Source organism: Sarcina sp. DSM 11001 (assembly GCF_900101015.1).
In the GTDB taxonomy this organism is placed as follows: Bacteria; Bacillota; Clostridia; order Lachnospirales; family Lachnospiraceae; genus CAG-791.
Genome location: NZ_FNFZ01000021.1, coordinates 1 through 25,719, shown reverse-complemented (window position 1 = coordinate 25,719; position 25,719 = coordinate 1). Strand labels below are relative to the sequence as shown.

Genomic DNA, 25,719 nt, shown 5'->3' with positions numbered 1-25,719 from the left:
TTTCTTTTACCAGTTTTACGCCCCTGTCACAGGCGCTGTCTCTTTTTTCCTTATCCGGCCAACCCCTCAAGGCGCACTCCGTCAAAGCACATTCCCTCAGGGCCTAGTCTCTCAAGGAACATTTCCCCAGGATTTAGTCCCTCAAGGAACATTCCCTCAGGGCTTAGTCCCTCAGGGCACATTCACTCAGGGCTAAGTCCGGGTTATGGGTTTACATCTCGTTTTACGCCTCTGCAGCCGCTGCTGTCTCCGCTTCTGCTGAAGCCAGAAGAGCCTTTGCGTCCTCAATCTGCTGAGCATCATATTCCGCCTGGCGCTGCTCATTAATTTCCTTCGCATCTGCTGCGATGTCCTCACAGTTTTCGCGGAGCAGGGTCACGTCTTTGAGCACTTCATCTTTCATCCTCAGGACTGCTGCTGTTCCCTGGGTATACAGTTTCTTCATATCCCTGCTGGTAAGGAGCTTCACTCCGTAGGTTCCGAGGAGCACACCAGCTCCGAGCCATCTGCAGTTTTTCCACTTAAAATCAAAAAACATCTCAATACCTCCTGATTCTGTTCTCTAATTATGAAATCGTGTCTGTCCAGGTCATTTGCCTATCGATCACAGGCTCCCTGTCGACCACAAAATCATGATAATGAGTTAGTTTTAATTTCTTCGACTCCAAAAAGGCACCGGACAGAGGTTAGTCCAGACTCTTTTGGCTCCAAAAAGGCACAGGACAGGTTAGTTTTCTCTCCTTTGGCTCCAAAAAGACACAGACCGGGTTAGTTCTGTCTCTTTCAGCCCCCAAAAAGGCACAGGGCAGGTTAGTTCTGGCTCTTTTGGCTCCAATTAGACAAATCTGCCCACAGGCGCAGGAGATGAATTGCCCTATCTGATCTGCTCAGACCGCTTCCGACTCTTCTTTTTGCATAAGCATTATCCGCCTGTATCTGCCCGGTGAAATACCCATGACATCCCGAAAAGCCCTTGCGAACTTGCTTCCGTTCTCGTACCCGATCCGTCCAGCGATTTCCAGAATAGATTCATCCGTCTCGGCGAGCAGTTTCGCAGCCATTTCCATTCTGCGCTTCCGGGCAAAAGTAAACACCGGAACTCCATATACTTTACGAAAGCACACTTTGACCTGAGTAGGGGAAACATGCAGATTTCTTGCCATTTCCACGATTGTAAGATGCCTCTCCAGATTGCACATAATCAGCTGATAAGTCTTGTCTGCCACTTCTTTCTGCTCAGCAGAAAAGCTTTTCTGCTCAGACGAATAACTATTCTGCTCAGCATCTGAACGATTACTGGCTGAACAAGCTGTTCCGGCAAGACTGCTTTCCGACGGATAAGTTCCTGCCTGCTCAACACATCTGCTGCCCTTTATCTCCGTACTCATATCTCAATCTACCCTTTTGAAGTTTGAAAAATAATTAGAAAAATGAAAACCGGCAGTTTTCTATACATCAAATCCAGCTGCCGATATTCCCGCCGTACTAAAAGTCATCATCATCCCCCCCCCGGCCGAAAACCGTCATATTTTCCCTTCGTCATATTTTTCCTTAATCCTGAAGGCCTGAATTTATTAGTATCTTCTAACCAGAAGGGCAAAAAATAGTGCTGGCTAACCCAGCACTTCTAGTTTAATACTTCTAACTATAACTGTCAATCAAAAAGTTATGTTAAGCAAACTCTAAATATAATGAAAAAAAGCGATGATGGCCAAAGGGCTACAACGGATAAGAAATATATAGAGAGCCTGTACGCAGAGTTTAAAGTTCGCTGAAGCCGGTATAGATAAGGCAGGAATACTGTTATGGAGGCAACGGAGAATCATTTTGCATAGACAGCAAAAGGAGCTGGTCCAGAAATGGGATCAGCTCCTTTTTGGAAGCATGGATGACGTATGGATTTAGAGAGATATTTAACCGTCACCTTGTCCCGGTTCACTCGAGCCCGGACTAAGGGACCGTTCCCTGGTCCACACCTTGTAAGGAATCCTCAGATTTCTTCTTCCGGTATTTTTATCGAAATGGCAGCATTTTTATAGGCGTCTTCATCGGTGATCTCACGGATCACGTGCAGCTGGTCGGGGATGCGGATCTCCTGATCCTCCTGCTGAAGCTCGATTTCCAGGACCGCCCGGTCTTTCCAGAAGGGATAGACATCGATCTCATAGTATTGGTTTTCCCAGGTCAGGCAGTATCTTGTCTTGCGCACAGGGCGTCTTTGAACGTCGGCATCGAGCAGGCAGGTGAGGTATTCTTCATAAGACAGGCGGCGTTCGATGATATATCTTTTGACGCCGTTGATCTTTCTCTTCTTGGTCTCGTAATAGACAAAATGGCCGTCGACCCCTCGCTGGCGGACCCGGATCTCTTCATCGTCCGCCGAATACAGATAGGTCTGAATGATCTCGACCCGCTTGCAGCTTTCCTGCTGTTCCAGCCATGCCAGGTCGGGGAATCGGATCAGATATTTGCGCTGGATCTGCATCGATACCGGCTCGCCCAGGAAGGCGGTGATCTCTGAGAGCAGCCTTCTGAGTTTAGCTTCAAATCCAGTGGAATTATCGATTATGCGCAGATGGGGATGACCTGTCCAGGCCGCGACGATCCTCTCATCAATTCGGACAGCCTCCTCCACTGTTTCTGTCCTCGCCTGGTTATTCGAGGTGGTGTAGGCTTCTTCCGCACCCTTGGCTGCTGTGACCAAATGGAAGACCGCGTCATAGGTATCCCGAAGCTCGACTTCACTGAGCCCAAGCTTGTTCAGGACGATCTCAAATTCCTGATCATCCATGTAGGCTTTATTGTCCAGGGCGCCCCGGTCGCAGATAATCAGGACCTTGTCCGCCTTCATGCCTGAAGAGGCCTCCGTAAAGATTCGTTCCTTCTCCAGCTGCAAATGCATTTGAAAGACCTGGTACTGCAGGTTCGATGAACAGGTCCAGGGAGCCACTCCGCCCGTGAGGAGCTCGGTCGCGGTCTCCGGCACGATCAGGACCCGGTACCCCCTCCTGCCGAATTCATTTTTGATCCAGCTGAGCGCCGTCGTTTTCCCTGCGCAGGGGCCGCCCGTAAGCACGATGCGGATCACCTGCGGCTCCGCTCCCGCCGCTGCTTCTGTTTCTTTTAAAGTTTCTTTTAAACGCAAATTGGTCCGCTCGTCTACTGACATAATGATCTCCATTCCCACGATTTATAACCCGCAGCCGGGCAAATGCCAGCCCTCTCTGTTGATTATATTTAAAAAAATGTTCTTTCCCGGTAAAGACCCGCAGCCGGGCAAATGCCCACCCTCACTGTTGATTTTTTAAAAAGTGAAGTTCTTTCCCGGTAAAAACTTACCCTGTGCAAACAGGGTACGCACCGCCGCCTCATACCGGACCAGGTCCCTGGCCTTGCGGATTTCTTTGAGAAAACGGTCAGAATCAGCGAAATTCCTGCCCATGTAAAACCAGAGTTCCTTCATTTTTCCGATCAGGGGTGCAGCCCCGGGCAGGGTCTGGCGCAGAGCCATATAGAGTGAATCATGGTATCGGCGCAGTTCCTCTTTTTCCAGCGGCGCTCCGCCGCGGATCTCCCTGGCAAGCGCAGGATTAGCGATCAGGCCGCGTCCGATCATGACCGCAGGGCACTCAGGAAAGCGTGTAATAAGCTCTGTGTAATCCTCTATAGTAAAAATATCTCCGTTATATACGACCGGGTGCGCGCTGTCCTCCAGGATCATCTCAAAAGTCTCCAGGTCCGGAGTCCCTTTATAGAGATCTGTCTGAGTGCGCGGATGCACGATCAATTCACAGAGCGGATACCTGTTGTAGATCTTCAGAAGTTCCGCGGCGTTTTCCGCGGTGCGCAGACCGATACGGGTCTTGATGGAAAACCGCAGTTTTCCTTCTGAACAGGTTTTTTCATCATTTCCTGTTCTGATGTTTCCTTTTTCATCAGACAAACCGTATTTTTCCATGCCGGTACAAATCTGTTCCAGAAAAAGATCCAGAGCATCGAGGTCTTCGAGCTGTCCGGAACCGCGGTGTTTTTTGACGACAGTCGGCATGGGGCACCCCAGGTTCAGATTGATCTCTCTGTACCCCATCTCAACCAGTTCTCCGGCGGCCCACAGGAAATCATCTGCCCGGTTTGTCAGGATCTGCGGAATCAGAGGAATATCCTTGTTATGGGCAGGGTCGACATCCTCCCGGTCACGGGTCTTCCAATGGTGAGTGTAGTTGGGAGCCGTAAAGGGAGTATAATATTTCTCCACTGACGCAAAGGCGGCATAGTGGGTATTTCTAAAAGCAAAACCGGTGATCCCTTCCAGAGGAGCAAAATAAATACTTGTCATATTTTTCCTTTTCATGCACTTCATTTTTAGACAATTATATTACATTGTTTCCTTTTAATACACAGCGAATTAATACACTGCATATTAATACGCTGTGAATAATACACTGCGAATTCGCCCGGCTCTTTGCCCGGTCTACTCCGCGCGGCCTTTTTCACCTGGCTTTTTTAACCCGGCTTTCTCCATCCGGGCTTTTTCACCCGGGCTTTTTAACCCAGGCTTCTCCGCCCAGCCTTTTTAACCCGGAAACGTTTTCCGATTGACATAAAAAGGCCACAGAGATATATTAGTCTAGTCTAATAGTTAGCAATTACTAACTATTAGAAGATACTTTTATACGAAGAGTAAGCGGTGTTCAGGAAACCGTCAATGCGCATTTTTTGAAGGTTGGGCCTCGTGGAGTAAACCTGTTACTTTTCAGACCGGCACGAAATTCGAGGTGTTTTTCGCGCGCTTTTCGCGAAAAGCCCGAGTTTTACGACGAAAATCCCATCTCGCAACGATAACAAAGCTTCGCATTGTTGGAATGGGTTTTCGCACGTTATCTCTACACGCCCACGGTAGGGCGTGGAGTAACGTAAACCTTCATGAAGCCGGGCCAGCGCTTCACTCTTTAACCACCAGGTGACATGCAGAAAGGAGAAGTTATGAAAAGGAAACGCAAAGCGTGCCTCCGGAAACCAGTGTCCTGGCTTCTGGCATTTGCCCTTGCCATAGGGCTGGCCATCCCGCAGGCAGCTGTTTACGCAGGTGAACCGGGCAGTATGGATGGTGTCCCTGCGCAGTTTGAGGAAGTATACGAACCGGGGCTTGGTTCGGAGTCCGCGGAGTCATACTCATCAGGAGAAGAGTATGACAGCCTTGATGCCGGACAGTCTCAGGTACAGACGGCAGATGAAGGGGATATCCTCGAAGCGGATCCGGAGCAGGATTCTTCTTCCGCGGGAGAGACCTCTTACGATGAGGTAATACCTGCAGAGGAAGGGGATGCAGACCTTCCTTCTGAAGTTTCAGAAGACGCAGTGACTGCGGATGATGACGGGTCCTTTGTTGACCCGCTCTCCGAAGATGGTTCCGGAGAGGAAGGAAATGCAGACCTTCCTTCTGAAGTTTCAGAAGATGCAGTGACTGCAGATGATGGCGGGTCCTTTGTTGACCCGCTCTCCGGAGATGGTTCCGGAGAGGAAGGAAATGCAGACCTTCCTTCTGAAGCTTCAGAAGACGCAGTGACTGCGGATGATGACGGGTCCTTTGTTGACCCGCTCTCCGGGGATGGTTCCGGAGAGGAAGGGGACGAGAGCATCCTGTCCGAGCCTGCAGAAGGCACTCCTGCCACAGAGGAATACGCCACAGAGGAAGATGCCGCAGCGGAAGCCACCTCAGAGGAAGACGCCGCAGATGTAGACGCTGCAGCGGAAGGCGGTTCCCGGGAAACCGGGCTCCCTGAGGAGGCAGGGGACACGGATGTTTCTTCCGAACCTTCGGAGGCGGGAAACCCGTCACTCCTGCCGGCTGACGGATCAGTTGTTCCGGATGCGGCAGGACAGGAAGAGACTGCCGCTGAAGCACAGGCGGCGGCAGATGGAGCTGAGGGAGCTTCCTCTCTTCTTTCCACGCCTGAGGTCCAGTATCGTGACGGAACATATGAGGGATCAGGAAACGGACGCAACGGCGTGATCGTCATGGCAGTCACCATCGAAGAGGGCAGGATCGCAAAGATCGAAGCGGTCTCCCAGAATGAAACCGATGAGTACTGGAACGAAGCTGTCAAAATGACGGATGCCATGATCGAAGCCCAGACGGCGGATGTCGATATGGTCACCGGCGCGACCAGATCCTCGGAAGGCATCCTTCAGGCGGTAAGAAATGCGCTGGACAAAGCACTGGTGCCTGAAAATGCCGAGGCTTTCGAATCCGGGAGCGGCACAGAATCCAATCCTTTTATCATCATGACAGCAGACCAGCTGGCCGCCTTTGCGGTCTCCGTTGACGAAGGTACAACCTATGAAGGCCAGTATATCCGTCTGGGATCGGATATCGACCTTTCCGCCATCGAGACCTGGAACCCGATCGGTGACGAGAGCAAACCCTCCACCTGCAAAGACAAGCTCTTTAACGGCGATTTTGACGGGGCGGGACACACTGTTTCCGGTCTTTCCATTACGGGACCGCACGCGGAGTGGGAAAATATAGGCCTTTTCTCCACGCTCAATATCTCCGCTAACGTCCATGATCTCGCGCTGGCGGATTTCGGCATCGCGGTCTCCACGGACGCGACCATGCGGGCAGGCGCCCTGGCGGGCGATACTCTGGGCAATAGCAGCGGGATCGGTGTAGTCGTGGATTCCGTCTCCGCAAAGGGAATGGTCAATGTCCAGGCGGATAATGATTCCATGCTCTTTGCGGGCGGTCTGTTCGGCCGTGCGATGGCGGGCGCCGTCATCAGCAACAGCTGGACGGATGTTTCCGTCACGGCGGAAGCGAAGGGGGCCGGTTATCCGAGCGTCTATGCAGGCGGCCTTGTCGGTATGGGCGGCAATAACATGGCGATCGTCAACGCAGCCGCGTTCGGACAGGTATGGGGCAGCACTCCTCAGGGCGACTCTCTCGTCGGCTACGCGGGCGGCCTTGTCGGCATGTATCCCGGCAGGCTGTGGAACAGCTATGCGACCGGCGATGTCACCTATGACCGCCTCGCCTCCAGCCTGCACACCTGGACAGGCGCGCTGGCGGGACAGATGACGACAAAAGCATCCGCGGATCACGTCTATCACGCCCTCGACAGCGCCATCACGCTGGAAGCCTGGGAAGGAGACTCTTATACGACACAGGCACTGACCGGCGCATCAGGAAGCTCCACAAAGAACACAAGCTTCCTGACCATTGAGCCCGCGGGCACATTCCCCCTCGCGGAAATGACCGGCGATTCCTTCGCGGATACGCTCAACGCAAATATGCAGAGTGTCTTTAATCAGATGAGAGATGCGAGCCTGGCAGACGTCTTTACACTCAGGACCTGGGTGGTCTCCGACGGAAGGGTCGTCCCTGCGGGTGATTTCTGGTACAACGACCAGCCCGATACCGGAGTGTTTGCGTCGGGAACGGGCACAGAAAATGATCCTTATATCATTGAGACAGCAGACCAGATGTTGGCATTTGCCGCATCCCTCGGGGAAAAGCTCAATTACGACGGTTACTTCATCGCGCTGGGCGCGGACATCGATCTCTCCGGAGCGGACTGGACCCCTGTCGGTCTGGGCGAATACGGTTTCGCCGGCACCTTTGACGGAAGAGGATATACGATCAGAGGCATGCATCTGGGAACCGCCGAAACACCCGCCAGCAAGGGCGCAGATCAACCCTATTTTGCCCTGTTCGGCGTGCTGGAACGCACGGCTGTCGTCAAAAATGTGAATCTGACAGAAGTTTTTGTCAATGCCTCATGGCCGGCCTCCTCCTATGTGGCCGGTATCGCGGGCTACATGGCGAGCGTGCAGGACGATTCCCGCGCCGGCGCCTGGATCGACAACTGCCATGTCAGCGGGCAGATCACGACTGTCCAGGACAATGGAAACCTGTTTATCGGCGGCATCGCCGCTTATCAGTACAAGGGCGCGATCACAAACTGCAGTACGGACATGGATCTGTCCGGAACGGTACTGGGCGAAGCCCTGGCTGAGGTCGGCGGAATCGCCGCTCTCGTCAACAGAGGGCTTGTGGCCAACAGCTATGCGCTGTGCAATGTCTACGGCAGTGGAAACCGTGAAAACGACCTGGAGGGCATGGCAGTGGTCAGCTCCCTGGTCGCAGTGGATGCAGGCGACGTCGTCGGCTGCTACGGCTCCGGAGACAACACGACAAAAGAATTCTCCAACTACGCGGGCATGGTATCCGGCTGGGTCACGGGTATCGGCAAGGCGTACAGCTGCTGGTATAACAGCGAATCGGTCATGACTGTCAACGGGTCGAATATCAATCCTCCCGAAACCATCGGCACGAAGGTCCCGGCAGGTGTATCCGAAGATGAAATGGTCTATTCCGGCGGCGTCGTGGATGACCTCAAGGGCTATACAGCCCAGACCTATGCCTCCGTTGCGGATGCGCTGAATAATAAATTTACCGCATATCCGATTGAGATCACGCAGTATGGTATTCCCGCGGACGCCCTCAGCAAGTGGGTCTATACAGATCAGACAGTCACCTTCTCCGGTGAGAAACAGGCTGTGACCTATGTCCAGCCGGCAGCCGAACAGTATGTGAAGCCGGAAGCCGCACTCCGGGACGGAGTCTGGTATGGACGTGATCAGGACAAGACGACCGTTGTCAGGATCACTGTCGCCGAAGGCGCTGTGACAGAAACAGAAGTGCTCAGCGGCGCCGGATCAGGGGAAGCCTATGAGGCCGCCCTGGAAACCGCAAAAACAAAAGGAACCTATGGTGACTTCAGCCACTATGAAGCGGCAGATCCCTCCAGGTTCGGAGGCGGCAAAGGAACCCAGGGTTCCCCTTATCTGATCAAAAACGCTGAACAGCTCCAGTACCTCGCCTGGTCCATCAATGAAGACACGGACTGGGAAGGTGTCTGGTTCAGACAGACCGCAGACATCTCCCTCGAGGGCATCGACTGGATCCCGATCGGCTGGGCGCTGGAAGCGGAGATCAACAACCAGGAGGAAACTGTCTGCGCTTATCCTTTCTGCGGCTGCTTTGACGGCGGCGGCTATACCATCAGCGGCCTGACCGTCGGTTCTGCCGAAGCTCCTTCCGGACTGATGACAGCCGCCCTCTTTGGACTGACCTCCGGGGAGTACACGACGAACGAAGCTCCGACAGACGATGTGCGCCGCGTCGTTCTGAAGGATATCCACCTCAGAGATGCCGCGGTCTACGCGGATGTCCGTTACCAGCTCTACGCGGGCACCCTCGCGGGAACCTGCCAGTACGGTGTCGAAATCGACAACTGCGACGCCACAGGATTCGTCCAGGGTGTGACAGCGGACAGCCACTGCCGCGCAGGCGGCCTGATCGCCAGCGGGCTCCGCGGCAGGATCACCAACAGCTGGACAGATGTGACCGTCAACGCCTATACCGATACCGGCAGGGCATACGGCGCAGGCATCGTGGCAACCTCCAACCGCCTGACAATCGTAAATGTCTATTCACTGGGTGATGTATACGGCGGCTCCTCCAGCAGCAACATGACCTTCCTCGGCGGTATTGACGGCATGGAAGGCGGCGTCCACCTCAACTGCTATTCTTCAGGAAACATTACTTCAAGCAAAGCGACATCCGGGATCGGCGCCATCAACGGCCTCGTGGGCGGCATCAGCCTGAACAAAGCCTGCTATTACAACAGTGACAGCACACTCACTGCGGCAGGCAGTCCGGCAGAGATGAAGGCAAGCGGAGCCAATTATTCCAATGTGACCGATGAAGCCTTCCCTAAGACCTATGCGGAGATCACCGGTGAAGAGTTCGCGCAGCTACTCAACACCAATGCCGCAGGCATTTCCCAGCTCCTCGACGAAGTCAGACAGGGACTGGATCTCGAGAGGCACGCGCTCTACTACACCGGAGACGGTTCCGATCTTGCCCGCTGGGCCGTGATCGACGGTGCCGTCCGGTTCACACCCGGGACTCAGGAAATCACCGTCTCCTCACCCGTCTTTGATGTGACCTACGGCGACAAACCCTTCAACATCGGCGCAAAGGCAAAGACAGCCCTTACTTATGTATCCGACAACGCATCCGTCGCAGCTGTAAATGCAAACGGCAAGGTGACCGTGGGTAACGCGGGAACCGCAAAGATCACCATCAGCGCCGCAGCCAACACGCAGTACAGCGCAGCCGAAAATGTCACCGTGACCGTCAATGTCGCAAAAGCCGCCAGCAGTGTCACATTGAAAGCCAAAACCGTGACATACAACGGGAAGGCGGCCGCGATCGGAAAAGCGTCCGTAAAGGGAAGCACCGGAAAGATCACCTATAAATACTACAGTGATTCCAAGTGCGCCGCACAGGTCAAATCAGCGGTGAATGCCGGTACCTATTATGCAAAGGCTTTCGTGGCGGCAGACAAAAACTACAAGAGCGCTTCCAGTAAAGCCGTCAAACTGACCATCTCTAAAGCAGCCACCAAGGCCACCCTGAAAAACAAAACAGTGACCTATAACGGGAAAACGATCGACCCGGCCAGGCCGACTGTGACCGGCAGCAAGGGCAAAATCACCTATAGGTTCTATTCGGACTCCAAGTGCAAAAAGGCTGTCAAGGGGCATTCCAAGGCGGGAACATATTATGTAAAAGCAGATGTCAAGGCGGACAAAAACTACAAAGCCGCCACCAGCAACGCGGCTAAGCTCGTTATCAAAAAGGCTGCCCAGAAGGTCAAGACCATCACGGCCAATGCGACCGTATCCGCTTCAAAGCTGAAAAAAGCCGCACAGACTGTCAAGATCAAGACTACGATCGTCGGAAAAGGCAAAGTCACCTACGCAAAGAGTTCCGGAACCAAATCGATCAAAGTCAGCAAGGCAGGAACGATCACAGTCGCTAAAGGACTGAAAAAGGGCACCTACACGATCAAAGTTAAAGTAGCTATAGCAGGCACTGAAAACTTCAGCTCAGCCTCAGCCGTAAAGGCGATCAAGATCACCGTGAAGTGACGGGCGCCACAGCATAATTACCGTGAGGTAATGAACATCACAACATAATTATCGCAATGCGATAAACATCACATCAAAAACATGAAAAGCGGGAGCTGCTGCACAGCTGGAATTTCTATTCTCAGCCGATGCTGCAGCTCCCGTGTTTTTATCCGCTCAGGAACTAAATACTCTATACTTTTTTTATTATTTGGCGATATTTTTATTATTTGGCGATAAATGTTCCGGTAACAGTCTTGTAGGTCTGGTTTCCTTTCACGCGGACGCCGGTGATCTTGTAGGTGTATCTTGCGCCCTTTTTAAGGGTCTTCACTCTGACCTCAATGCCGTCGTTGTCTTTCTCAAGGATCTTGACCACATAGTTTTTCTTTCCGTCGGAAATGGTGACCTTAGGGGCTTTCCACTGAACAGCAGTGGTGAAATCGAAGTCAACTTCGTTATCATGACGGTCGTACTCAACCTTTTTGGCTTTGGGTGCCGAAGTGGTCGCAGGGATGGTGACCTTGCCGCTTACCTGGCCGTAGTTCTTCTCGTTTTTCTGCTTGACACCGGTGATGGTATATTTATAGGTCACGCCCTTTTTGTAGCTCTTGATCTCAAAGGTAAGGTCATCTTCATCCTTGCTCCGGATCACTGTGCTGTAGGCTTTACCTTTGGTATCAGTGACTTTGACCTTGACGTTCTTATATTTGACATCTGTCTTGAATTCGACATCGACACGTCCGCTGCCTTCGTACTCCGCTTCGCGGATCTTCGGGGATGCCAGCGCCGGGATAGCCGCTGCCATCACAAACATCATAACCATCAGGGTGCAGACCAGTCTTCTAATTCTTTTCTTCATAAGCATTTCCTTTCTCAGCCATTACTGTTTCGATATAGACTTTTACTCTTCTCAGGTATTACTGTTCTCGATATGGACTTTTACTCTTCTCAGGTATTACTGTTTCGATATGGATTTTTTACTTGGATTTTTACTATCCGGACTATTTCCGCTTCACCGCTTTCAGTCGTCGGTTTCGACTTCAGAGTCGAGAATCCGGCCGGTCACTGCGTCGATCTCATATTCATATTCAAGATTACCGCGGTAAAATTCAACGTCATATTCTTTCCTGCCGCCATCATCCTCGAATTTCGCAGTCGTGAATTTTACTTCATCTTCCTTTAGGCCCGCATGCTCCAGAGCGATCTGCTTGGCGCGGTCCACGCTGATATATTTGTTGTCTGCTGCCGGTTCTTCCTTATCTGCGGCATTTGCGCCAGTCTCTGCAGCTGCAGGAGCAGCTTCGCTCGTCTGTGCCGGCTGCTCTTTTGCAGGCTCCGGTGCGTCCTCTCCGATCTGAGCCGCGGCTTCAGGTGTGATCTCTTCCTGCACGGCGGCATCGTCGGAAGCTGTCTGACTGTTCTTATTTGCGGCCGCATCGGTCCTGACTTTCGGTGTTCTGTCTTCCTTGTCCCTGTCCAGGACTACACCGTCTTCAGCGCGGATCTCGTATTCGTATTCGATATTGCCGACATAGAATTCTATATCGTATACGTAAACACCGTCATCCTTTTCCAGATGTGTCCGGAGGTTCGTGACTTCATCCTCTTTAACGTCTGCATCCATAAAGGCAAAGGTTTCCGCTTCCTGCTGATCCAGAAGACCGTTGTTGGCCACCGTGGAGGCGGCATATGCGGTTCCTCCACCCAATGCAGAGACGAGGAGCAGTCCCGCCATTGTCTTTGCCAGTGCCAGTGTGCTGATCTTTCTCATGCATTCTCTCCTTTCTTTTCTCGTTTGTTTTTCTTGTTTCATTTGATGATGCAATGATACATTGGAAAGATTAGAGTATTCTTAGAGAAAAAAGAAAAAGAAAAAATATTGCAAATCTTTTAAAAACCATTTTTTAAATTTATTTATGAAGGCAGCTTTCAGCAGGAAAGACCAGACAGAAGGTACTGCCCTGCAGGGGAAGGCTCTCTACACTGACAGTTCCTCCGTGGATCTCCATGATCTTTCTGACCATGGAGAGACCCAGACCTGCGCCGAAAACATTCCGGGAGCTGCGGGAGCTGTCCGCCCGGTAAAAGCGTTCAAAAATGCGGGACTGGTCTTCTGCGGGAATTCCGATCCCGTCATCGGTGACAGACAGGATCACCCCTTGGTTTTTGTCCTTGTCATTTTTCCTGTCACTTCCCCAGTTCCTTTCCTTGTCACTGTCCTTGTCACTTCCCTTGTCACATCCCTTGCTCTCAAGCCGGACAAGGATATGTCCCTCTTCTTTTCCGTATTTATAGGCATTGTCGATCAGATTCTGCAGGGCGCGTTCCAGCAGGAGCTGGTTTCCGCGGATCCGCACGCCGGGCTGTATTTGAGCAGTCACGGTAATGTTCTGGGTGCGGATGAGCGCCATGTCGCGGGCGGTGGAATCCGCAAGCTCTGATAGATCTATATCTGTGAGCGGATAGTTTTCAGGCCGCATCTCTATTCTGGTGTAGTCCAGCATGGAAGCGATAAGGGCATGCATCCGTCGGCCCTGACGCAGGATCACGGAAAGCGAGCGCCGGTATTCTTCCGGCTGTCTTTCTTTTTCCAGGGCGAGTTCAGTCTGGGTGAGGATGACAGTCATGGGTGTCCGCAGCTCATGGGAAGCGTCGGAAGTAAACCTCTGTTCCGCTTCAAAGGAGCGCTCCAGACGGTCCAGCATGCCGTTAAAGGCCTCCGCAAGGTCACAGAGTTCCGCGTCGACCTCTCCGATCTCGATCCTCCTGGCAAGATCAGTCCCCCTGGATATTTCAGACGCCGTCTGTTCAATTCTTTTGACCGGCATCAGGGACTGTCTGACCGTCACATATGTCCCGGCAATGCCTGCCAGCAGCAGCACCGGCACAAAGAAAATCGATGTCCGGAAAATATCCTCGATCTGCCGCTCCTCCGACCACAGAGGAACCACGCCGCGGATCCACAGATCTTCCATTGCTGTACCATTCAGTTTTCTGTCATAGACAAAATAGCGGTCCCCGCCTCCCGCCATATAGCGGTAGACCCGGGAAGCGGTAAACGCTTCCTTCTCCATGAGTCTGGCGATTGGATTCTTGCCGTAAAGCATCGTTCCGTCCGACGTGTACAGGGCGCTCTGCACATCGTTGATCTCATCAAGAAAGTCATCGTCGATCTCCAGCCACCCGTCCTTGTAGCGGATATAGACATCGTTCAGGTCGTTGTCATCCGCCTGCTCCCTGTCCTGATAGAAGGCGATTTTATTAGTATTTTCATTCACGGAACTAAGCAGGTAGCCTCGTATGGTTTTCTGCAGGATAGAACCGCTGACCAGCCGGAAAACAGCAAAGGTCAGGATCATGAGGACTGTCATCACGAGAAAGAGCCAGCCCGTGATCCGGAATGTGATGGAATTTCTGATTTTTACTTTCAAACTCATACCCTCTTCTGTTCATATTTCGCGCAAAGCACAGCCGATGTGCGCTCCCTGACATTCAGCCTTCGCGGAGCACATAGCCTGCTCCCCGCACGGTGTGGATGAGCTTTTTCTGCCCTTTTCCGTCAATTTTTTTTCGAAGATAGCTGATGTAGACATCTACAACATTAGTGCCGCCTTCATAATCAAAATTCCAGATATGGTTTTCAATCTTTTCCCGGCTCAGGACGATCCCCTTATTGTGAAGAAGATATTCCAGCAGCTGGTATTCCTTGGCAGACAGCGGGATCTGTTTACCGCCCCGTTTCACCTCGTGGGAAGCGATGTCCATCGTCAGGTCATCCGCAGTGAGGACATTTCCGCTGCTGCCATGGAAGGCCCGGGTGAGGACTCGCACCCTCGCCATGAGCTCATCCAGGGAAAATGGCTTGACCAGATAGTCGTTCGCTCCCGCGTCGAGTCCCCGGACACGATCCTCTATTGCGTCCCGCGCAGTCAGAAACAGGACAGGTGTGTTCATGCCCTTTTTCCTCATCGTCTCCAGGACCGAAATGCCGTCCCTTTTCGGCATCATGATATCAAGGATCACTACATCATAGGCTGCCGAGGACAGGTATAAGAGGGCCTCTTCCCCGTCCAGACAGCTGTCGACGCTGTAACCCGCGTCCGAAAGCTTCATTGTCAGGATATCATTCAGATCCATTTCATCTTCCGCCAGCAAAATCCTCATCCTGTTCCCTCCTCGTTCTGATCTGCTTTATTACAGAATTACAAATCATTTTCTATATATACCTTCTTTTAAAGTCATTAAAAGGTTTTTGACAGCCTTTCCTGCCGGTATACAGCGGTCACACTGCATGATTCATCTTTCTTCTAAACCGGTTTAAAAGCGGTTTTGCGCCGCCTTTACTGATACCTTTACAGATACAGATGAATTGCAGGCATGCATCTGATCAGCCGTCCGACAGGTTCCCATAAATATCCTATCCTTCTTTCATGAGAATGAGATTAGAGGCTTATCATTTCCCGGGATATTCTCCAAACCCGATGTTTCAACTAAAATAGTTCCCCGGTATTATGCCAGGAATATTTACCCGCATTTCCCCGGGAATATTTGTCCTTAGTATTTACCCGGATTATCAATCCTGTCACTTCGCAGTGGTGTGCTCAGTTTTCTCCTCTTTTGGTGCGTTTGTTGCAGCCTGCCTCATTAGATTGGCAGCGATCGCTCCGGAGATATTATGCCAGGCGCTGAAAATCGCGCCCGGAACCGTTGCCAGAGCAAGGGACGGAAAGCAGGAGGCCGCAAGCGTGGAGGCCATGCCGGAATTCTGCATCCCGACCTCAATGGAAATGGCATTACGCTTAGCCGGAGGCATTTTAAAAACAGTCCCGATCAGGAATCCCAGGAGATAACCGATTATATTGTGAAGAACAACGACGAAGATGATCACAAAGCCGTTCGCAAAAAGCTTTGCACTGTTGGCATCGATCACATAACCCACGATCAGGCAGATACCGATGCAGGAGATCAAGGGCAGGATCTCCTCAATTTTCTGCGTGATATTGCTGAAAAACCTGTTCAGGATCAGGCCGAGCGCGATAGGCAGAATGACGATCTGAATGATCTGCACAAACATGCCCATGGCATCCACCTGAACCGCCTGTTCGGCGCCCATACCGGTATACAGCTTCACGCAGGCTGTGCAGAGAAGCGGCGTCAGAAACGGCGCCAGAATGGTAGAAACCGCCGTCATACCCACGGACAGCGCAACGTCACCACCGGCCATGAAAGTCATGACATTGGAGGAGGTTCCTCCCGGACAGCATCCCACAAGAATGACACCGACCGCCAGTTCCGCCGGCAGGTTGAACAGTCTGCATAAAACAAGCCCCGCCAGGGGCATGATCAAATACTGGGCTGCTTCACCCGTCAGAATATCCCCGGGCTGTGAAAACACCACCTTGAAATCAGAGAGCTTCAGGGTCAGCCCCATGCCAAACATGATCAGCATCAAGAGATGGCTGGTGTTGATAAAGCCATTTAGAAAGCCCGGGTTGGCCACCCAGCTGGTAAAGCTATTGTCCACCAGATAAGCAAAGACCGTCACTGCAATAACGATCGCCGCCATATACCTGGTAACAAATTTCGATGTGTTTTTTAAGATGTTCATACGCAGTCTGCTCCTGATCTATATTTTCTGCTTTCTGCATGTGTATTCCCTATATGTATATTCTCTATGTATGCATTCTCTGCAAGTATATTCTCAATATGCATACACCCTGTGTATATAATCGCTGTATTCATATTTACAGCTATGGGCAAGTACCCGTAAACATATATTTTCATGGAAAAACAAGACTTCCTGAATTTATTATATTGCGAAAAAACCATTCCAACAATGCGAAGATTTGTCAGCGCTGTGCGATGGGATTTTCGCCGTAAACTCGGGATTTTCGTGAAAAGGGTCTCGAATTTCGTGCCGGTCTGAAAATAACTATGCTTCATTCTTTTGCACAAATATTCATATAACAAATTACCAGAGCATCGCTGCGGTTTTTCAGACTGAACTCCAAAAAAACCTCCGGGACCGTGAATGAATCACGGCACCGGAGGTCTATTCTGTATAATTTATGCTCACATGGACTTGAACACATACAACTATTCCCGCAGCAATGTCAGGGAATCTCTCTCTTAAGCCCTGCAGAAACATCGTATACTTTCCGGCAAGGTCACTTAGTGATCTTCACGCTATTCACCGGGCTCCAGCCGGAGAAGTATTTGGTGCTGCCCACTGTCTTGAATGTGCGGATCCTGACGTAATAAGTCTTGCCTTTCACGAGGCCGGTAATCGCTCTGGACACTGTGGAAGCGCCCGAAACGGTCACTGACTTGTTCCCGGTCTTAAAGGTCTTGTCCGGACAATACTGGACCTGATAGCCGGTCGCTTTGGCGTTTTTGCCCCATTTGACCGTCATCTTATTTGCTTCGCTGTTGGTCAGAGAACTGATCGCCGGCCTGTCCACCCGGTAGGCCGTAACGCTCTTTGAGTGCGTGCTTCTGCCGGTAACAGAGGCGCTGGCGATGATCTTGTAAACATATTTTGTCCCGTTAGTATTTGCTTTTTTGTCCGTGTAGGTGACGACGGACCCGTCTCTGACAGCCGCGATCTGCGTGCCGTCGCGATAGATGAAATAGGCGTTCGCTCCGGCGACCTCCTTCCAGGTAAGCCTGATGCCTGTAGGTTGATTGGCTGCCGTGAAACCAGCTGTGGCGGCAGGGACAATTTTGATGTCGACAGTTTTTGAGCAGGGATTGAAATCAGAAGTCTCCGCAAAATTAACTGTAATCCGGGCTTTACCGACCTTGACTCCCTTGACCGTTCCATTGCTGTTGACAGTCGCAATGCTCTTTGAGGAGGTCTTGTAAGTCACTTCACCCTTTGCTCCTCTGACCTGTATGGCTGCTGTATCACCGACTGATATACTGGAAGCAGATATCTTCACTGTAACAGGCTGCTCAGCCTTATTAATTGTAAAGGTTGTCTTTTTAGTTCCACTAAAGTTGTTGATTCCTCTGACTGTCACTGTCGCAGTCCCAACATGTGTATTGTTGGCATAGGAGACCTTATAATCGACGCCTACCGTAAGCGCTATATCATCTAATTTCACTGCAGGTTCAGGTTTATGCGCCCTGCCGTTATAGGTCACAGACTGAATCTTAGACAGTGCTGCCTCATTTAAATTGATAATATGCGCACAATGAAGAACTGCATTTCTGAGATATTCATTAGCCCCGCTCATCGATATTCTGTTCCAGTCTCTTTTTGAGCCAGCATAATAAACGTCTGCTAAACTATTGCAATTGTCAAATGCAGAACTCCCGATATTGGCAATACTTGACGGAAGAGAAATCGCTGCCAAACTGGTGCAGTCACAAAAGGCAAGCCTTCCAATTCTCGTCACGCTTTCAGGAATCGTTACTTCAGTAAGATTGCTACATCGGTCAAATGCTCTATCTACTATGTTCGTCACGCCATTTTCGACAGTAACTTTTCTGATTTGAGCAGAATGCCCATCACACCACGAATTGCCGGTCATTTGACCTGTCCCGGAAATGATAAGGGTACCTTCATCATCCAGCGTCCAGGTCAGATTATTTCCACACGTCCCGCTGGCAACTTCGTCAAAAGGCGTGAGAGGTCCCTCGTTGGGATCCGGCTCACTGCCCGTATCCTCGTCACCGCCCGTAGCTTTGTTGCCGCCTACAGCCTCCTCGAAGGGGACAAAAGGCCCCTCGTTAGGTTCTGTTCCACCGTTCTTAGCTTCGTCGATGACCGGAGCTTCGTCGCCGGCTGTAGCTTCGTCGATGACCGGAATTTCGTCGTCGGATGTAGCTTCGTCAATGACCGGAGCTTCGTCGCCGGCTGTAGCTTCGTCGATGACCGGAATTTCGTCGTCGGATGTAGCTTCGTCAATGACCGGAGCTTCGTCGTCGGCTGTAGCTTCGTCAATGACCGGAGCTTCGTCGCCGGCTGTAGCTTCGTCAATGACCGGAGCTTCGTCAAAGGGAGCAAGAGTTTCCTTGTCGGATTCTATTTCACCGCTTGCTGTAGATGCGTCAGATGATACCTCGCTAATCTCCTGATCAGCTTCATCTGCCGTTTCTTCAGCCAGTTCCTCTTCCGCGATCTCGAAGGTCTGGTCTGTATTTTCCGGTACTTCGAAAGCTTCAGCCGCCTCTTCTTCTGCCAGCGCCTCTTCCGAGATCTCGGAGGTCTGGCCAGAATCTGCCAGGGCTTCGGAAGCTTCAGCCGTCTCTTCTTCTGCCAGTTCCTCTTCAGAGATCTCGGAGGTCTGACCAAAGTCTAACAATGCTTCGGAAGTATTAGATGTCTCTTCTACAGCCAGTTCCTCTTCCACAATCTCGGAGCTCTGGCTGGGATCAACATCAATTTCTAAAGCAAAAACACTCCCTGAAGCTAGTCCAATAACCAACATGCCGGACAGCAGCATCGCCGTTATTCTTTTTGCGAAATTTGTACGTAAACTCATTTTCGTGACCCTCAGTTATTATGGTGGCTCCTTTGGTAGGGATCGTCTGAAAGCTCTATGATTCAGTTTCATTCTCACAACATTAAATCGCTTTTTCTTTACACCATTATAAAATTGCGGATTGTTCACTGTCAAACAAATATACGTGACCCATATGGTTCTGCCTGGCTTACAGGATGATCTCAGTCATGGTAAAAGTAAGGCAGAAGCCTCACATTTTCTGATCCATTCGTCCAGAAACCGCATCTGATCCTCTGTGTGAAACCAATGTTCGCCGCCTTCCATCACCGTAAGTTTTGCATTGTGCTCTCTTGCAAAGGATGCGATTGTTTCCGATGAGGTAAGATTATCGTTTTCCCCATACAAGATTTCAGTCGGAGCACTCCATTTGATTGGATGCTCCCGCACATAACACAAATAGTCCCATGACAGATCCTCGCCGGAGACAGTTGGGATTACGCCCTCCGCTTTCAATTGCTCCTCCGTGACATTGACAAATCCCATAACTTCACAGATCAGCCGTTCCATATCGACGACAGGGGAAATAAAATATGCCTTGCTGATCAGCCTGTCGATTTCTGCATTCATGCAAAAAAACGCGCCGATACTGTTGGCGATAAGAGTGATGCCTTCATATTCTATTTTTATTCTTTCCACTTCTTCGTGAATCTCCTCCCCCGCCTCCCAGGGAGTAAAGGTCTGATAATCCAACCCGATCACTTCGTGTCCGGGAAACAAGGGTCTGTAATGGTCGCACTCCGCGGCGTTCCCGCCTTTACCGTGGATGTACAACACCAATGGACTTTTGGTTTTAAAGTTTACGTTCATTCTGTTCATTTCTCCTTATGATTTTCTTAAAATTCCGACTGAAGGCTTCACTCTGAGCAAGCAATCGCTTAGTCTGTTTTCTCTGGCTCCCGGTCACGCAGACGAATCAGGGACCAATGTCACTGCTGCCTATATTGGAAATAAGAATACAAAGAAAATTCATAAGTCCAGCTGCTCTTCCGTCGGCAAAATGAATGAGTCTAACAAAGTCGGGTTTAATTCCAGATCGGCTGCAATCTCCGCTGGATACGATCCGTGCAAAAACTGCAGCCCTTAATGCAAAAGCCTCCGGCTGCTGTTATGGCAACCGGAGGTTTTTATTATCATGTCACAGACCGCCTCCTTGATCCGTGACATCCTACGTTCTTCACTTACTAATCTTTACACTCTTAACAGCACTCCAACCCGAGAAGCACTTGGTGCTTCCGACTGTCTTGTATGTCCGGATTCGCACATAGTAGGTCTTGCCCTTCGTGAGGCTCGCGATAGCCTTTGCCACAGTACCTGCGCCCTTAATGTTCACAGATTTGTTACCGGACTTAAATGTTTTGTCCGTGCAATAGTGGATCTGGTAGCCGGACGCTTTCGCGTTCTTACCCCACTTGACGGTCATCCTCTTCGACGCACTATTGGTCACCGAGCTGATCGCGGGTCTTGCCACGCAGTAGGTGGTCACGTACTTTGCCGGGCCATTCCCGGTCAAGGCGGTCGGTATGATCTTGTAAATATACTTCGTACCGTTGGTGTTGGCCTTGCTGTCCGTATATGTGACCGTGGATCCGCTCTTGATCGTGGCAATCTTTGTGCTGCCGCGATAGACAAGGAATCCTGTCGCGCCTGTGACCTTCTTCCAGGTAAGCTTGATGCCCTTGGCCTGATTGGTTGTCGAAATCCATGCGGTTGCTGCAGGAACCACCTTCACAGTGACGATCTTGGATGCAGCATTGTAATTTGCTGTCGCGGCAGATGTTGCTGTAATCTTGACTGTGCCGACCTTCTTCGCAGTGACTTTACCGGCAGATGTTACTGTGGCGATGGTGGTGTCAGAGGACTTATAAGATTTGGAACCCTTAACTCCCGTGACAGAGACAGTCGTTGTCTTGCCGACTGCAACAGATGAGGCTCCAATTTTGGCTGTGATGGACTGGGTGGCTTTTGCAATTTTCACAGTAATCTTCTTTGTTGCCGATTTATAATTACTTGTCGCTGCCGCCGTAATCGTAATCTTTGCAGTGCCCGCGCCCTTTGCTGTCACCTTGCCGGCAGAATCTACAGCGGCAACAGCTGTGTTATCGGACTTATAAGTCAGCTTTCCTTTATTTCCGGATGCGGATATTGTTCCGCTCTTCAGATACGTCAGGGACATATCAGAAGCCGTTATCGACTGGGCAGCTTTGCTTATTGTGAATGTCTTTGTTACCAAGCCGACATAAAGGCCTGTGCCCGTAACAGTCACTGCAGCCGTCCCGGCATTCAGGTTATTATCATAGGCAACTGTGTAATCATTTCCTTCTGTCAGCGTTTCCCCATTCCGGGTTACCGTGACTTCCGGTGTGCATTTTTTCCCTGTGTACGTGTAGGATGTCTTTGAAAGCGTGAAATCCTCAGGAAGGTTGTACATACTGAACAGGACTTCGCCGTACTGCAGACCTTTTCCTGCAGAAATACTGTTCCATGTTTCCTCTGATCCAAGGAAGACGATCGTCATCTCTCCATTGTACAAAGCCCTGCTGCCGAGACTGCTGACACCGGATGGAATCACGATATCGGTCAACTCTGAACAGCCCCTGAAAGCTGCTTCTCCAATAGAAGTGAGGGAAGACGGCAGGATCACGCGGCTCAGCGCGCCGCTTCCCATAAAAGCATAACTGCCAATCGATGTAATTCCCTCACCGATACGTACAGTCTCTGCCTCCGGCCAGGGAACGTCATCGTTCCCGTAAGAGCGCATCTGCCCTTTTCCGAGGATTGTGAGCCTTCCGCTCTCATTGATGATCCAGCGCAGACCATCCCTGCAGGTGCCCGAATCTACGATCCTGGAATCTGTAAATGTTATTTTCGTCGGCAGATCGCTGTAATCCGCTACATCTACATCTGTGTACGAAATATCAACTGTTTTGAGGCCTGTATTCTCAAACAGCACAGCGATGTCCGACATGTTGTTAAAAGAAAGATCCAGCGTTTCGAGCGCCTGAAATTGTGAAAGAATCGCAAGATCAGAATCCATAAGCTCACAGGCGGAAAGATTCAGTTCCGTCAGTGCTTCCGCCTCTGCCAGTCCATCCATATTTACCAGCATATTTCCGGACAGGCTGAGTGTTTTCAAGCCTGTACACTCTTTCAGGGAGGGGACTGTTTCCAGCATGTTCCCTGAAATATCCAATGTGACAAGCTTTGAAGCTGTCGAAAGCTGTGACATGTCTGTCAGCTGATTATCTCTTACGTAGAGACTTGTCAGGTTTTCAACATTCAGACCTTCCAGTGTCTGAATGCCGCAGGAAGTCAGATCCAATTCTTCCAGTCTGCTCATCCCGCTCAGTGCGCTGAGGTCACTGTCGTTTAACTGGGCATTCGCCGCACGCAGGCTCTTCAGCCTCTCCAGCGAAGAGAGCGGTGACAGGGATGTAACTCCCGTGTCCGTAATATCCAGTTCCTTAAGTGCCGCAAATCCGCTGACGGCAGCAAGCGAAGATACTGGATTGTCGCTGATATCAAGGTACTCCAGACCACTTAGTCCGGAAAGTGCCAAAATATCCTCGACATTCTGACCACTGACATCCAGATACTTGAGTCTTGTCAAAGAAGAAAGAGGAGAAAGATCAGATATCTCGTTATCGTCCAGAATCAGTGTCTGCAGGCTCTTCAGATGCTGGAGTCCATCCAGTCTCTGTATAAACCGTCCGCTGAGGTCAAGGAACGTCACCTCATGTTCTTTTGAAAAATCCGGTTCTCCATTGCTGTCGCTTCCCAGCAGTTCGATCAGCGCCTCCTTCAGGAATTCATCCGTGACCGTATCAGAGACTTCTGTAAACTTAGGCGTTTCCGTAACGGACTCAATGCCAGACTGCGGCTCCTCAGGCTGCAGCTCTTCAGACTCCTCCTCTTCATGCATCACAGACCCGGATACCCCTTTCTTTACAGCTCCTTTCATCTTCTCTTTAATAGAGTTTGAAACAACCCCCCAGATTCCACTCAGATCCCCGTCCCAAAGGACTTTCTGAAGCTTGAAGGAATTCTCGATTCTTTTTATCTCTTTTGTTTTTGTCTCATACATAGTACCGAAAAGATACTTGTTGATCATCTTCTCAAAATATGTTTTCGCATATTTATCCGCGTGTTTTTTTATAATTCCCTTTATTGTATCTTCATTGTAGGTTCTCGAAGGAACAGCTCCTGTCACGAACTTGTAATATTCCTTCACATAAGTTTCTGCAAGATACGTGGCTGCCTGCGCCTGAAAATTGACTGTGCTTCCTCCCGCTTTTGTGCCAAATATCTGTGGATTATCACCGTCCTTATCACTCAGTATAACTTGTCCAAAAACTGCATAATTCCCATAGGTAGTCGGATTATATCGTATCCTGTATTTCTTCCCATGGAGTTCAAAATACATATCATATTTCTGCTCTGTGATTTCCAGCAACCCTCTGTTGATCTGCGGCTGTACGCTCCCCACCCAGATAAGAGCAAGCCGGGTTACAAATTCACAGTCCTCACTGGTAAATCCCGGATAGTAAGACAGCAGTGCCGCTGTCTGAGAATTTCGAATCAGATTCTTATAATAAGCCCCCAGGGTTTCAGCCCATGCCGAGCTGAGCTTCTCCGGCACGCTTTCACGTTTCAATCTCCATTTTTCTGTTTCGGACTGCACTACCCCCATGTGCTGCAGTGCAGTGACATAGTTTTGATCACCTGCTCCAACCATATCAAACGCATCCGAATCTTCTGCATATACAGTTCCGATATTGCTTTCCTTGTCAAATTTAAATTTACCTTTCGTTGTATCCCCGTAAAAAACCGTTTTCAGACTGATCCCTCTGAAATTCTCACTTACTTCCAGAGACTTTCCGATATAAAGGTATCCTTGAAGAATGTTATAACTGTCTCCCTTGTAAACAAAACTGTTTGTCGCAATGATCTGATCATCATTCATTGCGATCTCACAGTTTCCAGCTCCTTTCACCTTTATATTTTCGGCTTTCAAAGCGCCATTTTCCACGCGGATTTTACCTCCGGGGTCTGCTGAAAACCAGGTGCCGCCTTCCGCAGTTACATCAGTGGCATTGACTCTTCCGCCATCTATATGTAATTGCCCACCGGCTTTGATGTTGATCTTTTGTGCATTGAGGATTCCCTTGACGTGCAGAATACCGTTTTTCTTTATGGTGATTGTCTTATTCGCTGTATAGGTTGAAATTCTTTTTATTTCCACCGTCGAAGTGATCGGGTCTGTAACATCAAGCTCACCATTTTCAGAGTCCTCAAGCGTGTAATTCTGGCTGCCGCTGAGATGGGTCTGTGTCCCCCCAACTGAGACGACATTCTTATCTTCATCAATAACTGTAATATCCGCTGTCGCAGACCTTCCTCCGGACATGGTGACCGTCACACTGCAGATTCCTGATTCTACTCCGGTTATTTCACAAAAAGACCTTCCGTTGACCCCCGAGAGTCTTGATATTTTCGCCTTTCCGGTTTCACAATTTTCTATCGTCCACCTTGCAGTACCTGATGATGCGATATCCTGCCCGTTCTTACCACATGCCTGAACTGTAATTTTTTTGCCGACTTGAACTTTGATATCGGGAGGGCTGATGCTGAGCCCTGTCAGGCCCGCAGAGTTGTAGTGAATCGTGACGGTATCCGAAATCTGATCAATCCCGGAGATCCGGTTCCAGTCTTCCTCTCCAGCGCCATAATAGATGTCGGTAAGATAGATGCAGCCCGCAAATGCGGAGCTGCCAAAAGTCGTTACGCTCTCTGGGATCTGCACTTTTGCTGCATAGTTAATAAATGAATCATTATACTGCATGCATGCTTTGTTAGGGATCTTTGTCATCCCTCCCTCGAACACCACATCCTCCACCACGGATCCTGTCAGGCAATAGGCGCAGCTTGTGACGTTCTTCGGGATTGTGATCGACTTAATCCCGGTTCCTTCGATGAAATATGAACCTATCACAGTTATGCTTTCCGGCAGGGTCAAAGAGGTCAGGGATGAACAGTCGGAAAATGCATAGTCTTGGATTTCCGTCACATTTTCCGTCAGTTCGACATGGGACAAGCTGCTGCAGTTGGAGAAAGCGCAGCTTCCAATCGTAAGGCTGTACGGCTGTCTTATGTTGCCGGCTGTAATCACGATTTCATCATTATAATTAAACTGCACTGATTGCAGCCCGGTGCAGCCGCTAAAGGCGTA

At 50.4% G+C, this 25,719-nt stretch carries 13 protein-coding genes; 1 reads left to right on the top strand and 12 read right to left on the bottom strand.

Going from position 1 to position 25,719, the window contains the following annotated elements; translation table 11 throughout:
* Nucleotides 1–223: 223 nt before the first annotated feature.
* From BLT02_RS11550 to BLT02_RS11535, 4 genes are all read right to left on the bottom strand, one after another.
* Complete coding sequence (locus tag BLT02_RS11550; protein WP_092995472.1) at nucleotides 224–538, bottom strand: DUF6110 family protein; 315 nt, start codon at nucleotides 536–538, stop codon at nucleotides 224–226.
* A gap of 349 nt (nucleotides 539–887) precedes the next feature.
* On the bottom strand, nucleotides 888–1,388 hold the full coding sequence (locus BLT02_RS11545) for a helix-turn-helix domain-containing protein (RefSeq protein WP_092995469.1): 501 nt from the start codon (nucleotides 1,386–1,388) through the stop codon (nucleotides 888–890).
* 602 nt (nucleotides 1,389–1,990) lie between these two features.
* Nucleotides 1,991–3,169 carry an AAA family ATPase gene (locus BLT02_RS11540; RefSeq protein ID WP_092995466.1) on the bottom strand — a complete coding sequence of 393 codons (1,179 nt, stop codon included), beginning with the start codon at nucleotides 3,167–3,169 and terminating at the stop codon, nucleotides 1,991–1,993.
* A 135-nt stretch (nucleotides 3,170–3,304) separates the two neighbouring features.
* Nucleotides 3,305–4,336 (bottom strand): tRNA dihydrouridine synthase, encoded by a 1,032-nt coding sequence (locus BLT02_RS11535; RefSeq protein WP_092995670.1) that lies wholly within the window; start codon nucleotides 4,334–4,336, stop codon nucleotides 3,305–3,307.
* 647 nt (nucleotides 4,337–4,983) lie between these two features.
* Here BLT02_RS11535 and BLT02_RS11530 point away from each other — a divergent pair.
* Nucleotides 4,984–11,001, top strand: a complete 6,018-nt coding sequence (locus BLT02_RS11530; RefSeq protein WP_175453809.1) for an FMN-binding protein — start codon at nucleotides 4,984–4,986, stop codon at nucleotides 10,999–11,001.
* A 205-nt stretch (nucleotides 11,002–11,206) separates the two neighbouring features.
* Here BLT02_RS11530 and BLT02_RS11525 read toward each other — a convergent pair whose 3' ends face one another.
* The 8 genes from BLT02_RS11525 to BLT02_RS11480 form a co-directional block, all read right to left on the bottom strand.
* Nucleotides 11,207–11,842, bottom strand: coding sequence for a hypothetical protein (locus BLT02_RS11525; protein WP_092995460.1), 636 nt, complete (start codon nucleotides 11,840–11,842; stop codon nucleotides 11,207–11,209).
* Between the two features lie 162 nt (nucleotides 11,843–12,004).
* The gene (locus BLT02_RS11520; protein ID WP_175453808.1) at nucleotides 12,005–12,754 is read right to left on the bottom strand and encodes a PepSY domain-containing protein; all 750 of its coding nucleotides are present in this window, start codon (nucleotides 12,752–12,754) and stop codon (nucleotides 12,005–12,007) included.
* 139 nt (nucleotides 12,755–12,893) lie between these two features.
* The gene (locus tag BLT02_RS11515; protein ID WP_175453807.1) at nucleotides 12,894–14,414 is read right to left on the bottom strand and encodes a sensor histidine kinase; all 1,521 of its coding nucleotides are present in this window, start codon (nucleotides 14,412–14,414) and stop codon (nucleotides 12,894–12,896) included.
* Nucleotides 14,415–14,475: 61 nt separating this feature from the next.
* Nucleotides 14,476–15,147 carry a response regulator transcription factor gene (locus tag BLT02_RS11510; RefSeq protein ID WP_092995451.1) on the bottom strand — a complete coding sequence of 224 codons (672 nt, stop codon included), beginning with the start codon at nucleotides 15,145–15,147 and terminating at the stop codon, nucleotides 14,476–14,478.
* Between the two features lie 418 nt (nucleotides 15,148–15,565).
* A complete protein-coding gene (locus tag BLT02_RS11505; protein WP_092995448.1) occupies nucleotides 15,566–16,591 on the bottom strand; it encodes a bile acid:sodium symporter family protein in 1,026 nt (341 codons plus the stop codon).
* A 559-nt stretch (nucleotides 16,592–17,150) separates the two neighbouring features.
* The gene (locus BLT02_RS11495) at nucleotides 17,151–19,472 is read right to left on the bottom strand and encodes a leucine-rich repeat protein (RefSeq protein WP_092995442.1); all 2,322 of its coding nucleotides are present in this window, start codon (nucleotides 19,470–19,472) and stop codon (nucleotides 17,151–17,153) included.
* 186 nt (nucleotides 19,473–19,658) lie between these two features.
* Nucleotides 19,659–20,300, bottom strand: a complete 642-nt coding sequence (locus tag BLT02_RS11490) for an alpha/beta hydrolase (RefSeq protein ID WP_092995439.1) — start codon at nucleotides 20,298–20,300, stop codon at nucleotides 19,659–19,661.
* A 367-nt stretch (nucleotides 20,301–20,667) separates the two neighbouring features.
* A complete protein-coding gene (locus tag BLT02_RS11480) occupies nucleotides 20,668–25,482 on the bottom strand; it encodes a leucine-rich repeat domain-containing protein (protein ID WP_242869790.1) in 4,815 nt (1,604 codons plus the stop codon).
* Between the last annotated feature and the right edge of the window lie 237 nt (nucleotides 25,483–25,719).